This is a genomic window from Limnospira indica PCC 8005, assembly GCF_000973065.1.
Classification (GTDB): Bacteria; Cyanobacteriota; Cyanobacteriia; order Cyanobacteriales; family Microcoleaceae; genus Limnospira; species Limnospira fusiformis.
In genome coordinates, this window is sequence record NZ_FO818640.1 from 673,966 (window position 1) to 694,361 (window position 20,396).

Genomic DNA, 20,396 nt, shown 5'->3' on the forward strand with positions numbered 1-20,396 from the left:
AGTAGGGTTTCTCCCGCAGAGGTTAAGAAACCCGGTTTCCCCCGCAGAGGTTAAGAAACCCGGTTTCTCAAAGAAACCGGGTTTCTCGAAGACAGGTTTCCCCCACAGAGGTTAAGAAACCCGGTTTCCCCCGCAGAGGTTAAGAAACCCGGTTTCTCAAAGAAACCGGGTTTCTCGAAGACAGATTTCTCCCGCAGAGGTCAGGACACCCGGTTTCCCCCGCAGAGGTTAAGAAACCCGGTTTCTCAAAGAAACCGGGTTTCTCGAAGACAGATTTCTCCCGCAGAGGTCAGGACACCCGGTTTCCCCCGCAGAGGTTAAGAAACCCGGTTTCTCAAAGAAACCGGGTTTCTCGAAGACAGATTTCCCCCACAGAGGTTAAGAAACCCGGTTTCCCCCGCAGAGGTTAAGAAACCCGGTTTCTCAAAGAAACCGGGTTTCTCGAAGACAGATTTCCCCCACAGAGGTTAAGAAACCCGGTTTCCCCCGCAGAGGTTAAGAAACCCGGTTTCTCAAAGAAACCGGGTTTCTCGAAGACAGGTTTCCCCCACAGAGGTTAAGAAACCCGGTTTCCCCCGCAGAGGTTAAGAAACCCGGTTTCTCAAAGAAACCGGGTTTCTCGAAGACAGGTTTCTCTCGCAGAGGTTAAGAAACCCGGTTTCTCTCACGGAGGTTAAGAAACCCGGTTTCTCAAAGAAACCTGGTTTCTCGAAGAAAGGTTTCTCCCACAGAGGTCAGGAAACCGGGTTTCTCAGCCGAAACGGTTTGATATCTGACGCACCACCCTAGGAATGATTGGTATTGAACTTTAGGATGATGCAATTGATGATTAATGTACGACTACAGGTAGAAGACTCGATAGAGATGAACCGATAGTATGGGGTTAATGCTGATTTGTGAGGAAAATATCTGTTTATGGATATTAATTTAGTTCTAGGTGAAGTGGCAACAAATGCGCCTCATTTTCCAGTGGCTGCTACTTTATCCTTGGTAGTAGGGTTTATTGCAGCAGCTTCTATTGGTTCTATTGCTTGGTATAACTCTAAGCGTCCTGTCGGTTGGGAGGATAAAGAACGCCCCGACATAGTTCCCAACATTAATAAATAGGGTGATTCATTGACCCAGTAACACAAGATAACTAAGCAATTGTAGCACAAAATTGGAGAAAATTAAATTATGGCAACTCAAAAAAATAATCAAGCCACAGTAGGTGATAACTACGATCGCAACATCATGTCAGCGGAAACAGCCGCCCGCATGGAAAGGGAGGGGGACAACTTTAAAAAGACTCCTGACGCAGCAGAGGGAACCACAGATACTACGGGTGGTTATCGTATGAGTCGAGAAGGGCTATTAGATAATTTTGCGGTTGAACCAGAAATGTACATTGAGGAACCTGGTGATTTACGGGAACAAGAACAAGCTGATAAAGCGAAACGACTCGAAACCCTTAAACAAGTTAATGAAACTGACGAAGAAGGTAAATTAACTATGTCTGAAGATAGCCGAGGTAAGGGAACCGGAATTATATAATTATCCACTACTAGGATAATCAATGATTGATTAGGTATTTACGGGGTGCGTCATCACCAGGACGCACCCTCAAAAACTGGTCTATTTGGGGCTGTTGACGCGCCCGACAAAAGGTTTGGTAATGGCGGGTTGGGAAGTGACAACAATTATGCGATCGGGGTGGATAAGTTCCTTGGCGACTTGGTTAACTAATGAGGGAGTCACCGCGTCAATTTTTTGGTAAAATTGATTAAGTTCTGTGGGGGTAAATTGGAAGATTTCATTCCACATAATTACACCAGCGAGAAACTCAGGATCTCCTAAAGCTACACGATCGCTCGAAATTATACTATGTTTAGCGGTTTCTACTTCGGAGGGGGTAACTCCCTGTTGCTGAACTTGTTTGAGTAGGGCGAGGGTTTTCTCAATTGCTAATGCTGCGTTTTCCGGTGCGGTTTGCATTTCGATAGTGAAACAACCCCAACGCCACCCAGAATTAAACCAACTATACACCCCATAGGTGAGTCCGTGGCGATCGCGCAATTCCAGTCCTAGGCGACTTGACAAAGTGCCACCCCCTAGGATGTGATTAAGAACTAGGGCTGCATAATAGCGGGAATCGTGGCGGTCTATGCTAGGATATCCCATGGCGGTGACTGACTCCACTATACCGGGTATCTCTTCCTGTAGCCAGACAAATTTGGTGGGTAGGGAAACGGGCGGCCAAGGATTTTCCGGGGCGGTGGTTTGGTTTTTCCAGGAGCCAAATTCGGTTTCGATTTGCGATCGCATCAACCCTAAATCAAAATCTCCGACTACTACCAAAACTGTCCGCTCAGGGCAATAATAAGTCCTCTGGAAATTCTTAATCTCATCACGAGAGATGGCTCTGAGGCTGTTCTGGGTGGGGTAACTATGCAGCGGGTGGTTTTTGGGATAAAGCTGCTTTTGTAGGGCGCGGTGGCTCACATAGGCGGGATTCTGTTCAGATTCTAGTAACTCAGATATCTGTTGTTGGCGGATCAGTTCTAACCATTTTTGGGGAAAGGTGGGATTTTGCAATACATCAGCCAGCGTTTCCAAAACCAGAAGCCAATCACCACTGAGAGCGGAAGCCGAAATATCTACCCCTTCCGTGGCGGCAGTAAATTCGAGATTTGCGCCTCGATTTTCCAGACGACGGGCTAATGATTGCCCATTATAACTGACTGTTCCACTCATTAGGTTTTCCGCAGTTAGTAGGGCTAACCCTTCCCGACCTTGGGGGTCAAATTCTTCCCCGGCTTTCACAAATCCCCGAATTGATATCGATGGGGTACTATTGTCCGCTAGTAATAACACTCGCATCCCATTATCTAGGGTGAAAGACTCCGGCGGCGTGATGGTGTGAACTTTCGCGGGGGGAATTTCTGGCAGATATTGGCTGATGGCTGCTGGGTCTGGGGGTTCACTAATGCGATGATGACCGTTCGTTTGGATATTAACTTTAGTGGCGGCGGAATTAAGAGCATTTGGGTCTGTTGTTGACTCGGTTTGGGTCTGGGTGGGTTCAAATCTTCCCAGGGTGCGATATTCTGGTTTGAGATAGGTTTGGGCGACTTTTTGCACGTCTGCTGCTGTGACTTTGGCGATCGCTTTTAGATAATCTTCTGTATAGCGATAATTCCCCGTTGTTGTCCAGTCTAAACCTAATTGCATGGCTTGACTGGTCAGATCACGATTTTCCAGGATGGAACTAGCAATAATTTGGGTTTTGGCGCGATCAAGTTCTTCCGTAGTCACCAATTTTTGTTGTAGTTTGACAATCATTTTTTGCCAGGCTTTATCGAGGCGGTTCAGAGATTTGATGTTAGTGGTAGTTCCCCACATTTCTAACCAACCTCCCGCACTTAAATTAACTACTGTACTGCCAGCATCCGTCGCAATTCCACTATCGATTAATTCTTGATAAATCCGAGAACTACGACCACCATTATCTAAAATATAATCCAGGATATTCAGGGCGGGAATATCATCATGATTAATGGCGGGGATTGGATAAATTGCTAGGCTGAAGGGGACGGCTCCCGGTTCCTGTAGAATAATCGGTTGATTTGATGGTAAAATCTGGGGGGGAAAGGTACTGGGAATTTGTCCGCGCTGTACACGGGTGGGAGGTTCATCCGGGTTAGGAATGCCGCCAAAGATTTCCTGAATTGTGGTGAGGATTGATGCGGGGTCAAAGTCACCAACCACAATTAAAACCGCGTTATCAGGGCGATAATTGAGATGGTAATAAGAACGCACATGATCGACCGTGAAAGTTTCGACATCTGCTTTAGTTCCACCAATCATTAAACCATAGGGATGATGGCGAAAGGCGGCTTCCATTACGGCGCGACTGAGGCGATATTGGGCGCTATTTTCATATCCCTGTAACTCGGAGATAACTACTCCTTTTTCTTTGTCAAGTTGCTCTGGAGAAATCAGGGCATTTTTGAGGCGATCGCCTTCCAAAATGAGAACGCTTTTTAAGGCATTAGATTCCACAGTATTATGATATGCTGTCTGGTCATAACCTGTAAAAGCATTAAAATCTCCCCCCAAGGTTTCTAATAAACTACCATATTGAATAGGGCGGGTAGTAGTACCTTGAAACATCATGTGTTCCAGTTGATGCGCGATACCATTATCCCCCGGTTGTTCGTCTAGTGAGCCGATTTTATACCATACCTGGACTGTCACAACTGGGGCGGTATGGACGGGTTTGGTTAAAACGGTCAGACCATTTTCTAGGATGGTTTGAGTCACGTTTTGGCTGGGGTGAATGGTGGTGGCTTCTGTGGTTAAATTGGGTGGAAAGGATGGATTTAAAATCACTTGGTTTAAAGGGTTAGTTACCATTAAAAATTGGTTGAATCTCGCGCCATACAGGATTAACTAATTATGGCTAATGATACTGGTAATCATGGCTATCTCAAGATTCATATATACTCGGAGATTTGGGGTTATTTAATGACCGCCAGAGGGATAGTTATTAACTGTTCTCTCTAGCGGTGTTCAGGTGAAATGATTAAGGATTTACCAGCCCATTGTCCCCGCCCCACCTTTAAAAGGTCCGACAATATCTTGAGTAATCCAACCGCCGTAAAAATCTCCGGGTTGAGATTGCACTAACTCATCATTAACATAACATTCATCCATGAGACTAGCATAGAAGCTGTAACAGTCTTGGATATCGACAAAACTGGGAGTTGGCTGCACATAACGCCAAGCGGCATTAGATACTCGTTTATTTCCGACAATGACATCATAATAAACACAAACTCCCTTCCATTCGCACATAGTGCGGCGGGAAGTTTCCACAAGATATTCAAGTTGAATATCATCGCCGGGAATGTAGTATGTTGGCGGGTGGCTAGTTTCTAAAACCCGTTTAGCTTGGCGGGAGTCAGCCAGAGTAATGCCATTAAAAATAATCCGCAGGTGTTTATTGGTATCCTCCAATTTGGCGGGACGGGGATAGTCCCAAACTGATTCTTGTCCGGGACCAGGGGTAATCGGTGATGGTCTAAAAAAACTCATGTTTTGTGGTTTCAGGGTTTAATTAATAAGAATCCGAGGAAGGCGATGTTTAAATCCACAGAGGATTTCCCAGGAAATCGTGCCTAACTGTTCCGCCCAATCATCGGCGGAAATGCTATGATGGCGATCGCTTCCCAAAAGGGTGACCACTTCTCCGACCTGTAAATCAGGAATAGCAGTTACATCTAACATTAACTGATCCATTGTGATTGCGCCAATTTGGGGGACGAATTGACCGCGAATTAGGACTTTCATCTGGTTAGACAGGTGGCGGGGTACTCCGTCAGCATAGCCAATACCCACAACTGCAATGGGAGTCTTTTGTTTGGCGATAAATTTATATCCGTAACTAACGCCGCACCCAGCTTCAATGGTTTTGATTTGGGTAACACGGGCGCGAATACTCATGGCGGGCTGAAGATTGACGACCGATCGCAAATGAGGGGCGGGATATAATCCATAAAGGGATAAGCCGACCCTGACCATATCATAATGTAAAGCTGGGTCGGTTAAGGTGGCGGCGGAGTTGGCTAGATGTAAACAGGGTTTGACGGTAGGGATAGAGAAGAGGGTTGTATGTTCCTGAATTTGGGCTAAGACCTGTTGAAAGCGCCAATGTTGCTGATCCATAATGGTGCGATCGCGAATATCAGCGGTGGCGAAGTGGGAATATATGCCAGAAATCTCCAAATTAGGTAATCCCCGCACCAGTTGCACAAATTCTAGGGCTTGTTCCCACCAAGTCCCCAGCCGTGACATTCCGGTATCTATATTAAGTTGAACGGGTAGCGATCGCTTAATTGATTGGAGAGTTTCCGAGAAAAGTAGGGCTTGAGTCGGGGTGCATAAAGTGGGTTGTAGTCCCCAATGGGCGATCGCCTTGATCTCATCAGAAGTATGAACAGCCCCCAGCACTAAAATAGGCTGTTGAATACCTAAGCGCCGCAATTCAATACCTTCGGGAATGGTAGCCACCGCGAAATCGTCAACCCCAATTTCAGACACAATTTTAGCCACACTCACCGCCCCATGACCATAGGCATCTGCTTTAATTACAGCCATCAACCTAGTTTCCGGGGATAGTAGGTGGCGGATCTGTTTGACGTTATTGGCGATCGCCCAGCGGTCTACTTCTACCCAAGCACGATGTTCACATTCACCCTCATAGGTATAGGTGCGATCGTCCTGGGCTAGTGGCTCAGATTTCCTGCTAACCATTATCATTCCTTAGCGCGAAAGTTAAAATACACAGATACCAATTAGATACCAATATCGTCTGGGGATTTCCCGACCCAGGCCAAAAATTTAAATATATGATAATATCGGGTCAAAATCATTACATCGCAGCAATTTATTAGTATGGGCAATGTTCTGGTGTTGAATGCCTCCTATGAACCGCTCAATATCACGACTTGGCGGCGGGCGGTGGTCTTATTGTTGAAGGAAAAGGCGGAACAAGTTGAGCATAATGGTAAGTATCTGCTACCAGATTTTCCCCTCCCAACTGTGATCCGATTACGTCATTATGTCCGAGTCCCCTATAAAGAAATTCCATTAACCCGAAGGAATATCTTGCAGCGCGATTGCCACTCTTGTCAATACTGTGGCTATAAGGGGGATGAATTGACTGTTGATCATGTGATTCCGCGATCGCGCCAAGGGGGTGATACTTGGGAAAATCTGGTAACCGCTTGTATGCGCTGTAATGTCAAAAAGGGCTGTCGCACCCCGAAGGAAGCCGGAATGCCTTTGAGACATCCCCCCCGAAAGCCTTACAGCAGCCTTTATTTTGAGGTGACTCGACACCTCAAAAGTGGCATGAACCAAGAATGGCAAAAATATATGATTGGCTTGTGAAGCCCCTGGATACAATGATACCCAGGGGTTTTTGTATAGGGGAGGTCTTGTGACCGACAGTTGGGAAAATGGCCAGCCAGATCTTCCCACGGCGGCTAAATACTCCAGCTACCCCAATAATACCAATAATAAATGTAGGGGCGGGTTCTACTGTTAATTACAGAAGGGGGCGACAAGATTAATTAACCCGCCCTCTGATACCCCCCGTTAATTACAGAAGGGGGCGACAAGATTAATTAACCCGCCCTCTGATACCCCCCGTTAATTACAGAAGGGGGCGACAAGATTAATTAACCCGCCCTCTGATACAGCTTGTTCACCAGTCGCTTAATACATTGCCCTCACCCTAAATCTGGATCCCAGAGAGGGAGAGGGACTTTGAGAAGTGATCAGATGATTTCTGAACAGGCTGTACCCCCCGTTAATTACAGAAGGAAGAGGGGGCGACAAGATTAATTAACCCGCCCTCTGATACCCCCCGTTAATTACAGAAGGAAGAGGGGGCGACAAGATTAATTAACCCGCCCTCTGGAAGATTGTCGCATACCCGGAAATTTTGGGCCATAGCCAGATTTTTCCACGTTCAATGTATCTTTAGCAATCAATTCGGGAATTTTGAGATGAGTAACTTATATTTAATTCGTCATGGAATCGCCGCCGATCGCGGTACTTACCAAAAGGACGAACAACGTCCCCTCACCCCAGAAGGCGATCGCAAAACCCGTCAAGTAGCCCTTACACTGAAACAGCTCAAAATTCAGTTTCATTGTATACTTTCCAGTCCTCTTGTGCGCGCCAGACAAACCGCCGAAATTCTCCAATCAACCGGACTGAGTTCCCGGTTAGAAATCTTGCCAGCCCTAGCCCCTGATGGTGACATTCAACAATGGTTAGATTGGTACGGAAACCATGACAAAACTAGGGATAAGGATTGGGCGCTAGTCGGACACCAACCGGATTTAGGCAATTGGGCAGAATATCTAATCTGGCAAAAATCTGCAGATGTTTTAATCGTGAAAAAAGCTGGTATAATTGGAATCAAAATTCCCAAACAGGGTATGATACAAGGGAATTCCCGTCTGTTTTGGTTGACAGCTCCTAAATTTTTGTTGGGACTAAATGAACGTTAACTTTTATTAACAGCCATTTGTTAATTAATTATTTTAAAATGGCGTTTGTTTCAATGTGTCTGGTAATGTAATACCTGTACATTCTACACATATAGAAAAGCTCCTATGACTACAACGAGTGAGTTTAAGCCCGGTTTAGAGGGCGTTCCCGCTACGCTGTCAAGCATCAGCTACGTTGATGGACAAAAAGGACTCCTGGAATACCGAGGGATCAGCATCGAGCAGTTGGCTGAACAAAGCACATTTTTGGAAACTGCCTATTTGTTGATCTGGGGAAAACTGCCAACGAAAGACGAACTCGCAGATTTTGAGCATGAAATCCGCTATCACCGTCGGATTAAATATCGGATTCGGGACATGATGAAATGCTTTCCCGAAACCGGTCACCCCATGGATGCTCTGCAAACCTCAGCGGCTGCTTTAGGGCTGTTCTACTCCCGTCGCGCCTTAGATAATCCCGAGTACATTCGCCAAGCGGTAGTGCGACTGCTGGCGAAAATTCCGACGATGGTAGCAGCTTTTAAACTGATGCGGAAAGGGAATGATCCGGTACAACCCAGGGACGATTTGGACTACTCCGCCAACTTCCTATATATGCTGAGTGAAATGGAACCGGACCCGTTAGCAGCTCGTGTTTTTGATGTGTGCTTAACTCTCCATGCAGAACACACCATCAACGCTTCGACATTTTCGGCAATGGTGACAGCTTCGACGTTAACTGACCCCTATGCGGTGATCGCGTCGGCGGTGGGAACTTTAGCAGGTCCACTGCACGGGGGTGCTAACGAGGAAGTTCTGGAAATGCTCGAAGAAATTGGTTCTGTGGAAAATGTCCGGCCCTACCTAGATAGCTTGATGGAGAAAAAAGCCAAAATTATGGGCTTTGGTCATCGGGTGTATAAAGTCAAAGACCCGAGGGCAACTATTCTTCAGAATTTGGCAGAGCAACTGTTTGAGAAGTTTGGTTCCGACCAATACTATGAAGTGGCGGTGGAATTAGAAAAGGTGGTTCAGGAACGGTTGGGACATAAGGGTATTTATGCCAATGTGGACTTCTATTCTGGTTTGGTGTACCGGAAATTGGGTATTCCCTCGGACTTGTTTACTCCGATTTTTGCGATCGCTCGGGTAGCGGGATGGTTAGCGCACTGGAAAGAACAATTGGTCAAGAACCGCATTTATCGACCCACCCAGATCTACACGGGAAATCATGCGGAAACCTATATCCCCATTCATGACCGCAACTGTGCGATCGACCTGCAAGGTCCAGTGATTAAATAGGTATTGAACCACTACAGATTTGGATTGGGGGAAAGGGCAATAGCCCCCCCCCATTTCCTTTTTTTGGGGGCAGAAATTCCCCCGGCGGTGAAAATTTCCCCCGCTCGTGAAGATTTGAGTCCCTCCAGCGGTTATACTGATCAGGGGAATTGCAGCCGTTTTGAATGCGAATAATATATGAATCCAGGAATTGATATACAAGGAAGTTTCATTCAAGTCCTCCTAGATTTGGGTATACCAACAGGGGTGGCTAAAATTCTGTGGATGCCATTTCCCATGGGATTAATGCTAGTTGGTGCTACCGTAGGAGTATTAGGATCGGTTTGGTTGGAACGAAAAATATCCGCCGCCGCTCAACAACGTATCGGACCCGAATATATTGGCCCGATGGGGAGTTTGGCTCCCCTGGCAGATGGCCTGAAACTTTTGCTAAAGGAAGATATTGTCCCGTTTAAGGCAGATCCGCTATTATTTACTCTCGGCCCGATTATTGTGTCGATTCCGGTGTTTTTGTCTTACCTGATTGTGCCGTTTGGACAAAATTTGGCGATCGCTAATCTGGGGACAGCAATATTTTTGTGGATCGCCCTATCGAGTATTCAGCCTATTGGTCTACTGATGTCCGGCTACGCTTCCAATAATAAATACTCCCTACTGGGAGGGCTACGGGCCGCCGCTCAGTCCATCAGTTACGAAATTCCCCTCGCCCTAGCCGTGTTGGCGGTGGTGATGATGTCTAATAGCCTCAGTACCCTTGATATTGTGCAACAACAGTCCGGCTATGGCATCCTGGGTTGGAACGTCTGGCGACAACCTGTGGGTTTTGCGATTTTCTGTATTGCCGCTTTGGCTGAGTGTGAAAGATTACCTTTTGATTTACCAGAAGCTGAGGAAGAGTTGATCGCTGGATATCAGACGGAATATTCCGGGATGAAATTTGCTCTGTATTACCTGGCTTCCTATGTCAACCTGGTACTATCTGCCCTGTTGGTATCAGTTTTGTACCTTGGGGGTTGGAATTTTCCGATTCCCGTCGTGGCGATCGCAGGACTTTTGGGTGTGAGTGAAACCACCCCTTGGTTACAGGTGCTAACCGCCAGTCTCGGCATTACCATGACTATCCTGAAAGCCTATCTACTGGTATTTACTGCTATTCTGATCCGGTGGACCGTCCCTAGGGTTCGTATTGACCAACTGCTTAACCTGGGTTGGAAATTCTTACTCCCCGTGGCTTTGGTAAATCTTTTGCTAACAGCCGCCTTAAAACTAGCATTTCCCATAGCTTTTGGGGGATAAATATTAAAGGGGGCTAATCCCTAAACTTAAGTTAACCCAAGCTAAGACACTCCGAAAACACTATGCTCAAGTTTCTTAACCAAGTTGGCGACTACGCCAAGGAAACCATTCAAGCCGCTAAATATATCGGTCAGGGTCTATCTGTCACCTTTGACCACATGAAGCGGCGACCCATTACTGTTCAATACCCCTATGAAAAACTGATTCCTTCCGAAAGGTTCCGGGGTCGCATTCACTTTGAGTTTGATAAGTGCATCTCCTGCGAGGTCTGCGTCAGGGTATGCCCCATTAACCTCCCCGTCGTAGACTGGGAATTTAACCGGGAAACTAAGAAAAAGAAACTCAAACACTACAGCATCGATTTTGGCGTTTGCATCTTCTGCGGTAATTGTGTCGAATATTGTCCGACTAATTGTCTGTCAATGACCGAAGAATACGAACTGGCAGCTTACGATCGCCATGAGTTGAACTATGATAGTGTGGCACTGGGACGGTTACCCTACAAGGTGACTGATGATCCGATGGTGACTCCCCTGCGGGAACTTGCCTATTTACCCAAGGGAGTTATGGACCCCCACGATCTTCCCCCAAATTCCCGTCGTTCTGGTTTGCGTCCAGAGGAAATTCTCGATAAGATGGAACAACAACGGGATGGGGAATCCCAAGCTAAGGCAGAAAAAGCCTGATTTTAATAACTTTGGCAGGGGTAATGTCTCCATTACCCAAACTTTGATAACTCTAGGATATGCCCGTGAATTTAGCAGAAGGGGTTCAGGTCGTTTCCTTTGGCCTGCTAACCATCATGATGATTGGCTCCGCTTTGGGTGTGGTTTTGCTCAAAAATATCGTTTACTCGGCATTTTTGCTGGGAGGCGTGTTTATGAGCATGGCTGGATTATATCTCCTACTCAATGCGGATTTTGTGGCTGCGGCTCAAGTTTTGATTTATGTCGGTTCTGTTAATGTCTTGATCCTGTTTGGGATCATGTTGGTTAACAAACAACAGGATTTTCGGGTTTTACCTAATGCTGGGCTGCGCCAAATTGCTACGGCTGTGGTCTGTGTGGGCTTATTTGCTCTGTTGTCTACTATGGTGTTATCAACGCCATGGTCGGTTACGACTACAGTGGTGACCATTGAAAGTTCGGCGATCGCTATTGGTGAACATTTCTTTACTGACTTTTTGCTACCCTTTGAGTTAGCTTCTGTGTTCTTGCTAATGGCTATGGTGGGAGCTATTGTTCTCGCTCGTCGGGATTTTCTCCCCGATGCTTCTAACGCGCCAACTACAACTACACCTCTTTTAATGCTCACCGAGCGCCCCCGGGAACTGGTCTCCGTTTCTGGTAGCTCTGAGGAGTCCTCCGAATAATGGCTAGAGTAGCGATCGGTTAATCTACAGCGAGGCTATTTAACCCTGGGTTAGGCCTTCGCTGTGGTGATCCCGATGGCATTACACAGACACTTGGAAATCTTAAAAATTGTTTATGGAATTGCAACTTCAATATTTTCTATTGGTCGCGGCGGCTTTGTTTTGTATTGGTATCTATGGATTGATTACTAGCCGTAATGCGGTCCGGGTTCTCATGTCTATTGAGTTACTGCTTAATGCTGTTAACCTCAATTTGATGGGGTTTTCTAACTATTTGGACTCTGGGAGTATTAAGGGTCAAGTTTTTGCGGTGTTTGTCATTACCGTGGCGGCGGCGGAGGCGGCGGTCGGTTTGGCGATCGTCTTGACAATTTATCGTAACCGTGATACGGTCGATATGGAAGAGTTTAACTTGTTAAAGTGGTAGTCTTCCTAACTCAAACTAATCATTGAAAGCCTGGTTTCTAAGGAAATTAGGCTTTTTTGGTGGTGGACTCTAAGATGAGAGGGGCGATCGCAGAAGTAAGATCTTATTTTCATTGTGCTAGAATGTTGTAGTGCAGGAATCCCTTGAGCTATCAGGGTATTCCCAGGGTCTAGCACAATTGCCAATTGGGGTCAACGGGTTCCCGATAACTGAATATGGTAAACCCTTTCAGTGAGGGGGAGTTGTTGAACTCGGAAAACCCTGGCTTTGATGGCTAGTGGGTTCAGTTTCACTTAGCACTCTTATCATCAGAGAAAATTATTATAGATACTTCACCTATTATTGTTGGACCGGAGACTAAAATAATTGATGCGATCGCTCTAATGAAGGAGTTGGACGCACAAGTTGTTTTGGTTGTCAATGACAGTACCCCGATTGGTTCATTCAGCGCCAAGGAGGTAGTCGATGTCGTGTCGAAAAAAATAGATCTAAATGAGACTAAAGTGGCAGAAGTAATGAAGGAATTACCACTGGTCTTCAAAAAGTCACATTTGCCGAATATCTCTAGCCTAATTTCATTATTTAACAATGCTAAAACTGATTTTTGTGTCGTAGTTAATGACGAAAATCATTTATTGGGATTAATTTCGAGTTACCGACTTTTACAAATTCTGAACAATCCCATATTATATCAATCAGTTTATCAACTCCAAGAACAGCTTGATATTCTGCAAAGTGACAATGATGATTGGCGGGATGAGACCCAAGCACAAATAGACCAAATACAGGCAGAATTTCAAGACCTAAAAACTCGTTTAATTACGACAATTTCCCATGAGTTAAGGACTCCCTTAACTACTATTTCTTTCTCGGCTGGATTATTAGAAAGTTATAGTCAGAGAATTTCCGATGACAAAAAACGCACCCATTTTCAGAGAATCAGGGTAGGAATCCAGCAAATGACAGAACTTTTAAATGATATTCTCATCATTGAAAAAGCGGAATCTGGCAAGTTAATCCCCCATCCCGTGGTGGTGAATCTGAAAGAGTTTTGCGCTAACTTAATTGCGGAAATTCAACTAACCACGGATAAACACAATTTAATTTTTACCTGTCCTAGCAGTTTCCCGGATACCAGACTTGATGAGTATTTAATCTCACAAATACTAACTAACCTGATTTCTAACGCGATTAAGTATTCCCAGGCGGGGGGGGATATTAAAATAGACTTGACTTGTGAGGATGATCGGGTTATCTTGATGATTAAGGACTCAGGTATTGGCATTCCTAAGTTGGATCTCAAACACCTATTTGAGCCGTTTCACCGTGGTAGCAATGTGGGGAATATATCAGGAACAGGACTGGGGTTGCCTTTGGTGAAAAAAGCGGTAGATTTACAGCTTGGTGAAATTCGGGTGGAAAGTGAAGAAGGAATAGGAACAACTTGTACAGTTATCTTGCCATCTAAATTAGAGGAATGAAAAAAATTCTGATTATTGAAGATGAAAGATTGGTCAGAGAGAACTTGGTGGAACTGCTAACATTTGAGAATTTCCAAGTGTTGGAAGCTACCGATGGTCTGCGGGGTGTTAAACTGGCTGAACAGGAGCAACCTGATCTGATTTTGTGTGATGTGATGATGCCGATACTTGATGGTTATGGGGTTCTCGCACAGCTTCGACAGAACCCGAAAACGGCAATTATTCCGTTTATTTTTATGACGGCTTTAGCCGATCGCATGAATACCCGCAAGGCTATGGAGTTGGGTGCTGATGATTATATTACTAAACCCTGTTCAGCAGCGGAGCTAATGCGATCAATTACCGTGCGTTTAGAAAAATATTCCAATATGCAACGGTATTATCAAAATAATCAGAGTCAAATTGTATCTACAGAATCACCACTGAATCAACTGTTGGACTGGGACGGAATCACTAATTTACCGAATCGTTTGGCTTTGCGCGATCGCTTTGAACAAATTTTAGAGAATTTACCAAGTTACGATTCGGGATTAATTCCCATTGTCTGTTTGAGTGTAGATAGATTTAAGCGGATTAATGACATCCTTGGTTATGAGTCGGCGGAAGCACTACTTAAAGCGGTGGGAGAAAGACTGGTTAAAGCTATGGATAATCAGGGGACTGTAGCTTATTTGACCAGTGGAGAGTTTGCGATTATTGGTGAGTTCACTGGCTCGGAAAATCAAGTCCATGAGCAAGCCCAACTACTCAGGGATGCTGTGGCTGAACCCTTATTAATTAGGGGTCATGAAATTGTGATTATGTCTAGTATGGGAATTGCTCTGTATCCTCTTCATGGTCAGGAGATTGATTCGCTGTTAAAAAATAGTCAAATTGCTTTAAATTCGAGTCGCAGTTATGGAGGAAACCGCTGTACAGTATATCGAGATAGTTTACAGGTGATCTCAGCGGATAGTCTGGCTTTAGAAGCGGATTTGCAAAAAGCGATCGCCAGGAATGAGTTACAACTTTATTATCAGCCAAAAGTCTGCTTAAAAACTGGTAAAATTGTGGGTGCTGAGGCTTTGCTGAGGTGGAATAGGCGCAATAATGGTCTAGTCCCACCGGCGTTATTTATTCCTTTGGCTGAAGAAACAGGTTTAATTCAAGCTCTTGGAGAATGGGTAGTTAAAACGGCTTGTAATCAAATCAAAAATTGGGCAAATTTAGGCCTGTTAATTCCGGTAGCGATTAATGTTTCAGCTGATCAGTTTAATCATCCTGATTTTTGCCACCATTTAAGGGAAATTTTACAAAGTGAAGGGGTAGATCCGGCTTATTTGGAACTAGAGTTAACCGAAAGTATCTTGGTGAAAAATGAGGAGTTATCTATCCGGAAGTTAAAGGAATTAAATTCTCTGGGTTTAAAAATTGCCATTGATGATTTTGGGACGGGTTACTCTTCTCTTAACTATTTAAATAAGTTTCGTTTTGATACTTTGAAACTAGACCGTTGCTTTGTGAAGGATGTTGATAAAAATCCGAAAACTCAAGCTATTGTGAAGGCGGTTACTATGATGACCAAACAACTTAACTTAAAGGTGGTGGCGGAAGGGGTACAAACGGAAGAAGAACTGGCGTTTATTTATGACAATTTATGTGATGAAATTCAGGGTTATATTTTCAGTCCCCCCCTGACGGCTGCTCAGTTTGAAGGTTTATTAAAAAGCGATCCTGATTTTAACCTACCCAATTATTGAAATAAAGCGATCGCCTCTTTTAAATCCACATTACCGCCACTAATAATCACCCCAACACGACGATTAGCAGCGGGGACAATTCCCGAAAGTAAAGCGGCTGTGGCTAATGCTCCGGTGGGTTCTACCACCAATTTTAACCTTTCCCATAAAAACCGCATCGCCTCAATAATTTGAGTTTCGGAAACGGTTACCATATCATCAACGGTCTCTAGGATAATCGGAAAGGTGAGACTTCCCAAATAAGGTGTTCTCGCGCCATCAGCAATAGTTTGGGGGTTGTGAATAGTCTGGAGAGTTTTAGTCTTAAATGACCGGGTAGCATCGTCTGCTAAAGCGGGTTCAACGCCGATAATTTGACAAGCGGGAGAAAGTTGGCGAGTAGCGATCGCGCAACCGGAAAGCAAGCCACCGCCGCCACAACAAACTAACAATAAATCCAATTCTCCTACATCCTCAATTAATTCTAATGCTGTAGTTCCCTGTCCGGCGATAATATCGGGATGATTATAGGGGGGAATAATGGTAGCATTTCTTTCCTCCGCTAGTTGTTGACAATATTTTTCTCGCACTACTTCCGAGGGATTATACAGGACAATTTCCGCGCCATAATTGGCTGTAGCCGATCGCTTGACAGCGGGGGCATTGTCTGGCATAATGATAGTGGTGTTGATTCCTAGAATTGACCCGGCTTGTGCGATCGCTTGGGCGTGATTGCCGGAGGAATAGGTAAACACGCCGCCCTGTTGCCGTTTCGGATCTAGCAAAGATAGGGCATTGAAAGCACCACGAAACTTAAATGATCCGGTACGTTGGAAATTCTCGCACTTAAAAAAAACCGTCCCCCCAGTTAGTCGATTCACGGTGGTAGATGTAACCACTGGGGTAGGCTTAATGTAGCCCTGGAGACGTGCGGAGGCGGCAGCAACTGCGTTAAAGTTAACTGGTAACTGGCTATCCATGGTTAGTGCTGAATTTTGCCATCTTCGAGATGTAGAATGCGATCGGCCACATCAATGATGCGGGGGTCGTGAGTCACCATTAACACGGTCGCGCCGTCTTCCTTAGCCAACTTCCGCAAGACATCAATAACCGCGTGACCGCTGGTAGAGTCTAAGGCTGCTGTAGGTTCATCAGCCATAATCAGTTTAGGACTTCCCGCCAACGCGCGAGCGATCGCTACCCGCTGTTTTTGCCCCCCAGAAAGGTCACGGGGTCGCAAATGCTTCTTATCAGCCAAACCCACTTGATCGAGGCGTATTTGGGCTTCCTGGCGCGCTCTCCGTCCACGAATGCCTTTGATATTTAGGGCAACTTCCACATTTTCCGCGGCCGTGAGTGCTGGAAACAAGTTAAACCCCTGAAAAATAAAGCCAATATTCCTGAGTCGGAACTGTGCCAACTGTTGGCGAGACATAACGGTTATATTTTGGTCTAACAACATGACTCGCCCGGCTGTGGGGGTGAGAAGTCCGGCTAAAATTGAGAGTAATGTGGTTTTACCAGACCCACTTGGTCCCATCAAAAGTTGTATGTCCCCAGAGCGAACTTGCAGGTCAATGCCTTTGAGGACTTTAAAACTTTGCCGTCCAGATTGATAAATCATTTCAATCCCACAGGCCCAAATCGCGATCGCTTTGGGATCATGGTTGCGTTCAGCCATTAGGCTTTTGCTTTTGGCTAAGTTCGTCCAATTTAAGTTAGAAGTGATCATTGATGACCCTCGATCTGAAGATTAGCGACAGCTTACTGGCACGGTCTTTAAAACTTTACTGGTAGTTGTGACATGATCGGCAAAAAAATCTGGTTTCCATTTAATTATGACCTATTGGATAGTGGCAGTTTGGTATCAATATGACATTTGGCTAACTGTCACGTAAAACTCCTGGGAGGGTTGGAAGCTCCGTGATTGATCACGGAGAGGAAAACCGACTCAAGCGGCTGACCGCCGCCAGCACCCCTTTGCGGGGTGGAGGGGTATGGTTGCCCCTCCATGGAGCTATGGTTGGCTCCGACTCCCTTGCGGGGTAATGTTTGCGCTTGCGCTAACGCGCACGCTGCGCGAACGCCAATGTTCAGAGTCGGTACTATCCAAATCGCACGTCCTTAACCCCTTAGAGATGTTTAACGATTCGGTTCATGAGCCTGGAACTAGCACGCATTCCAGGGTAGGAACTTTAACTCTTGCTCTGAACGGAGCCAGTTAAGGCTATAGCTGGTCAGCTACCTGAAAGGGGGGCACGAAGCCCCCGTGCTTCAGCCGGGGGTGCTGACTGTCGGGGTCAATCTTTCCCCTGGGTTCAGGGGGGAGTCCAATTTTGGCTGGCACTTGATTCCCAGAATTCTATATATATAATAACCTGAAACCCGGTGGGTCTGTCTAGTGGTAGCCTTGCCCAAATCGCGATCGCTGATTCTGATCTGGCTGGCACTACTAACATAGCCGGGGTCACTCTACCTAGCATGAAAAGCTTATGGAATGGTTATATACGGCTGAGGCTGGACTCAAACTGCTAGTTGATTTGGCGAAGTTTTTATTAGAGACCATTTCGGTTTTTTGTGTGTTATTTGGCGTGGCGAAAACCGGACAACTGGCGATTCGATTTTCTCAATTTAAATATGATGAGTTTCTGTTTATTGAGTTACGGATTAGGTTTGGGGTGTGGTTGGCATTAGCCCTAGAATTTCAACTGGGGGCTGATATTCTGGCGACTACGGTAGCGCCGACGGAGGAAACTCTAATTAAATTGGGGGTGATTGCTGTGATTAGGACGTTTTTAAACTATTTCCTGAATAAGGAACTTGAGAAGGAGTTTGACTTTAAAAAAAATCATGGAAACAAATAAAGGAGTTTTCTGGGTGGGTGAATTAGTAGAATTGAGCAAGGAGTGAGCCGATGAATGATGCGGTTATATTATCTCTGGCTGATGCGATCGCCACCCAAGCTGTGGGGGTGAAATTGGGGCGATCGCTTGGTGCTAATAGTTTAATTCTGCTAGAGGGTAATCTAGGGACAGGTAAAACTACTTTAGTGCAAGGTATCGCTAAAGGTTTGGGGATTTCCGAATCAGTGGATAGTCCGACTTTTACTTTGATTAATGAGTATACAAGCGGACGGCTTCCTCTGTATCATTTGGATTTATATCGCCTGAATGAGTCGGAAATTGAGGGGTTGAATATTTCATTGTATTGGGAGGGGGTGGAGGTGGAACCGGGTATGGTGGCGGTGGAGTGGTCCGAACGTCTCCCCTATCGTCCGGCTGATTATTTGCAGATTATTTTGAGTCATACTCCCCAAGGCGATCGCCAAATTAAATTGATTCCCATGGGGGAGTTGGTGATAGAATTGGATGGGTTAATTGACCCGGTTTAACCAAGCTGGGTAAAGTGGCTCATAAATTGCCGATCAATATGGTCTTTCCATTGCCAAATTAGGGGATGGGGACCCAGACGAAAACAGCCGCGTGAGGCGATCGCCTGTTGGTCCCCTGTACTAATTAGGATTAAAAATTCTTTCTGCGGTCGATAGGCTTGTAGGGGTTGTTGGTTGGCTTTGCGTCGCAGGTTTTCCGCCAGGGGTTTTCCTTGACGGACCGCGAAAACTCCGGCTTTGGGTCGGGGATGGTTTAACATGGTGGCGATATCTCCAGTCGCGAAAATATCAGGGTGAGAGATAGACTGAAGGTAATCGTTAACTAGGATAAATCCTTGTTCGTCCGTCGCTAGTCCTGCGTCTTTTAACCAGGTGGCGGCGCTGGCTTGTGTCACCCAAAACAGGCGATCGCATTTTAGGGTTAATCCTGATTGACAATGAATAGTATGGGGGGATTTTCCTTCGATTTCCGTCACGGTTTCCCCTAGGTGTAGTTTGATACCTCTCTCGCTGAAAAGTTTTTGCAAACGCCGACTAACCTCCCGGTGGTGTTGGGGAATTAGGCGATCGCCTTTTTGAAATAGATGTAACTCTAGGTGATTTTCTGGTAGTGTGCTGTCGAGACCAGAAATCTGTTGGAGACGGGAAAATATGGCTAGGCTTAATTCCACTCCCCCCGCGCCGCCGCCAACCACTGCTAATCGCATTTTCTGCGTCCGGTTTTCCCTCACCGTTTCCACAATTTTATCCCAGTGGTTCAGAAATTTAGCAATAGGTTTCACCGGAATGGCCTGTTGTTGGACACCGGGGACCGTGATAGTGTTGGGGGTACTACCTATATCTATGGATAGGATATCGAAGGGGACGGGGGGACGGTTGGCGCACAGGACTTGATTCGTTTGTAGGTCTAAACCAATGGCGCGATCTATCAATAGTCTGGCTTTCGCCAAATTGGCTAAGGCTTGCACATCTATATGACAATCGTTAAACTTATATAGTCCGGCTATATATCCCGGTAGCATCCCCGAATAGGGAGTATGGTACACATCAGAAATTAGGGTGAGGCGTAGTCTGGGAATAGGATTGATGGCTAATTCTTTGAGAGCGATCGCATGGCTGTGACCCCCTCCAATTAGTACCAGGTCCTTAACAGGGGTAACAGAAAACATCGCTTAACTAAGGGAAACTCCGTTGATTTTCATGTTTTATTGATATTAATCCCCAGCAAAACTAGGTTAAATATCAGCGAGTTGGCTGCCCAAATCCATGATTCCGACACCCATAATATTTTACCATAACTCGATAAAAAAAACTTGATTAAATTTTTCTAAAGATAGCGATCGCTATGTGGTTGGGGGAATGTTGGC

At 45.6% G+C, this 20,396-nt stretch carries 19 protein-coding genes; 13 read left to right on the plus strand and 6 right to left on the minus strand.

Annotation, left to right across the window (positions count from 1 at the left end):
* The first annotated feature begins 915 nt into the window (after positions 1-915).
* Positions 916-1,107 (plus strand): photosystem II assembly protein Psb35, encoded by a 192-nt coding sequence (gene psb35, locus XZ46_RS02975; RefSeq protein ID WP_006621654.1) that lies wholly within the window; start codon positions 916-918, stop codon positions 1,105-1,107.
* Between the two features lie 69 nt (positions 1,108-1,176).
* Positions 1,177-1,533: a hypothetical protein gene (locus XZ46_RS02980; RefSeq protein ID WP_006621653.1), complete on the plus strand. Its 357-nt coding sequence runs from the start codon at positions 1,177-1,179 to the stop codon at positions 1,531-1,533.
* 81 nt (positions 1,534-1,614) lie between these two features.
* On the opposite strand, the gene XZ46_RS02985 is transcribed toward XZ46_RS02980, so the two are convergent.
* The 3 genes from XZ46_RS02985 to alr all read right to left on the minus strand — a co-directional run bounded on the left by XZ46_RS02985 (position 1,615) and on the right by alr (position 6,294).
* On the minus strand, positions 1,615-4,395 hold the full coding sequence (locus XZ46_RS02985) for a M16 family metallopeptidase (protein WP_008056910.1): 2,781 nt from the start codon (positions 4,393-4,395) through the stop codon (positions 1,615-1,617).
* Between the two features lie 177 nt (positions 4,396-4,572).
* The gene (locus tag XZ46_RS02990) at positions 4,573-5,076 is read right to left on the minus strand and encodes a DUF427 domain-containing protein (RefSeq protein WP_006621650.1); all 504 of its coding nucleotides are present in this window, start codon (positions 5,074-5,076) and stop codon (positions 4,573-4,575) included.
* An 18-nt stretch (positions 5,077-5,094) separates the two neighbouring features.
* Positions 5,095-6,294 carry an alanine racemase gene (gene alr, locus XZ46_RS02995; RefSeq protein ID WP_006621649.1) on the minus strand — a complete coding sequence of 400 codons (1,200 nt, stop codon included), beginning with the start codon at positions 6,292-6,294 and terminating at the stop codon, positions 5,095-5,097.
* 141 nt (positions 6,295-6,435) lie between these two features.
* Here alr and XZ46_RS03000 point away from each other — a divergent pair, with 141 nt between their 5' ends.
* The 9 genes from XZ46_RS03000 (at position 6,436) to XZ46_RS03040 (ending at position 15,659) form a co-directional block, all read left to right on the plus strand.
* A complete protein-coding gene (locus XZ46_RS03000) occupies positions 6,436-6,933 on the plus strand; it encodes an HNH endonuclease (protein ID WP_006621648.1) in 498 nt (165 codons plus the stop codon).
* Between the two features lie 620 nt (positions 6,934-7,553).
* On the plus strand, positions 7,554-8,063 hold the full coding sequence (sixA, locus tag XZ46_RS03005) for a phosphohistidine phosphatase SixA (RefSeq protein WP_006621647.1): 510 nt from the start codon (positions 7,554-7,556) through the stop codon (positions 8,061-8,063).
* 105 nt (positions 8,064-8,168) lie between these two features.
* Positions 8,169-9,344 (plus strand): citrate synthase, encoded by a 1,176-nt coding sequence (locus XZ46_RS03010; RefSeq protein ID WP_006667909.1) that lies wholly within the window; start codon positions 8,169-8,171, stop codon positions 9,342-9,344.
* Positions 9,345-9,521: 177 nt separating this feature from the next.
* Positions 9,522-10,640 (plus strand): NADH-quinone oxidoreductase subunit NuoH, encoded by a 1,119-nt coding sequence (nuoH, locus tag XZ46_RS03015; protein WP_006621644.1) that lies wholly within the window; start codon positions 9,522-9,524, stop codon positions 10,638-10,640.
* Positions 10,641-10,702: 62 nt separating this feature from the next.
* Positions 10,703-11,326, plus strand: a complete 624-nt coding sequence (gene ndhI, locus XZ46_RS03020) for an NAD(P)H-quinone oxidoreductase subunit I (RefSeq protein ID WP_006621643.1) — start codon at positions 10,703-10,705, stop codon at positions 11,324-11,326.
* A gap of 65 nt (positions 11,327-11,391) precedes the next feature.
* Entirely contained in the window at positions 11,392-12,012 is a 621-nt protein-coding gene (locus XZ46_RS03025; protein ID WP_048895361.1) for an NADH-quinone oxidoreductase subunit J, read from the plus strand.
* A gap of 121 nt (positions 12,013-12,133) precedes the next feature.
* The gene (gene nuoK, locus XZ46_RS03030) at positions 12,134-12,439 is read left to right on the plus strand and encodes an NADH-quinone oxidoreductase subunit NuoK (RefSeq protein WP_174447153.1); all 306 of its coding nucleotides are present in this window, start codon (positions 12,134-12,136) and stop codon (positions 12,437-12,439) included.
* 383 nt (positions 12,440-12,822) lie between these two features.
* Positions 12,823-13,920 (plus strand): ATP-binding protein, encoded by a 1,098-nt coding sequence (locus tag XZ46_RS03035; RefSeq protein WP_006667905.1) that lies wholly within the window; start codon positions 12,823-12,825, stop codon positions 13,918-13,920.
* On the plus strand, positions 13,917-15,659 hold the full coding sequence (locus XZ46_RS03040; RefSeq protein WP_006621638.1) for an EAL domain-containing response regulator: 1,743 nt from the start codon (positions 13,917-13,919) through the stop codon (positions 15,657-15,659). The genes XZ46_RS03035 and XZ46_RS03040 overlap by 4 nt, the downstream gene beginning before the upstream one ends.
* Here XZ46_RS03040 and XZ46_RS03045 read toward each other — a convergent pair.
* Together XZ46_RS03045 and XZ46_RS03050 are read right to left on the minus strand one after the other, a co-directional pair.
* The gene (locus tag XZ46_RS03045; RefSeq protein ID WP_008056902.1) at positions 15,653-16,618 is read right to left on the minus strand and encodes a threo-3-hydroxy-L-aspartate ammonia-lyase; all 966 of its coding nucleotides are present in this window, start codon (positions 16,616-16,618) and stop codon (positions 15,653-15,655) included. The two genes, XZ46_RS03040 and XZ46_RS03045, sit on opposite strands and share 7 nt — an antisense overlap.
* A gap of 2 nt (positions 16,619-16,620) precedes the next feature.
* Positions 16,621-17,370: an ABC transporter ATP-binding protein gene (locus XZ46_RS03050; protein ID WP_008056900.1), complete on the minus strand. Its 750-nt coding sequence runs from the start codon at positions 17,368-17,370 to the stop codon at positions 16,621-16,623.
* 760 nt (positions 17,371-18,130) lie between these two features.
* On the opposite strand from XZ46_RS03050, the gene XZ46_RS03055 reads away from it, so the two are divergent.
* Positions 18,131-18,502, plus strand: coding sequence for a DUF1622 domain-containing protein (locus XZ46_RS03055; protein ID WP_006621634.1), 372 nt, complete (start codon positions 18,131-18,133; stop codon positions 18,500-18,502).
* A 50-nt stretch (positions 18,503-18,552) separates the two neighbouring features.
* Positions 18,553-19,029, plus strand: a complete 477-nt coding sequence (locus XZ46_RS03060) for a bifunctional alanine racemase/tRNA (adenosine(37)-N6)-threonylcarbamoyltransferase complex ATPase subunit type 1 TsaE (RefSeq protein WP_006667904.1) — start codon at positions 18,553-18,555, stop codon at positions 19,027-19,029.
* On the opposite strand, the gene XZ46_RS03065 is transcribed toward XZ46_RS03060, so the two are convergent.
* Positions 19,026-20,198 carry an FAD-dependent oxidoreductase gene (locus XZ46_RS03065; RefSeq protein WP_008056898.1) on the minus strand — a complete coding sequence of 391 codons (1,173 nt, stop codon included), beginning with the start codon at positions 20,196-20,198 and terminating at the stop codon, positions 19,026-19,028. The genes XZ46_RS03060 and XZ46_RS03065 overlap by 4 nt on opposite strands.
* Positions 20,199-20,396: the final 198 nt, after the last annotated feature.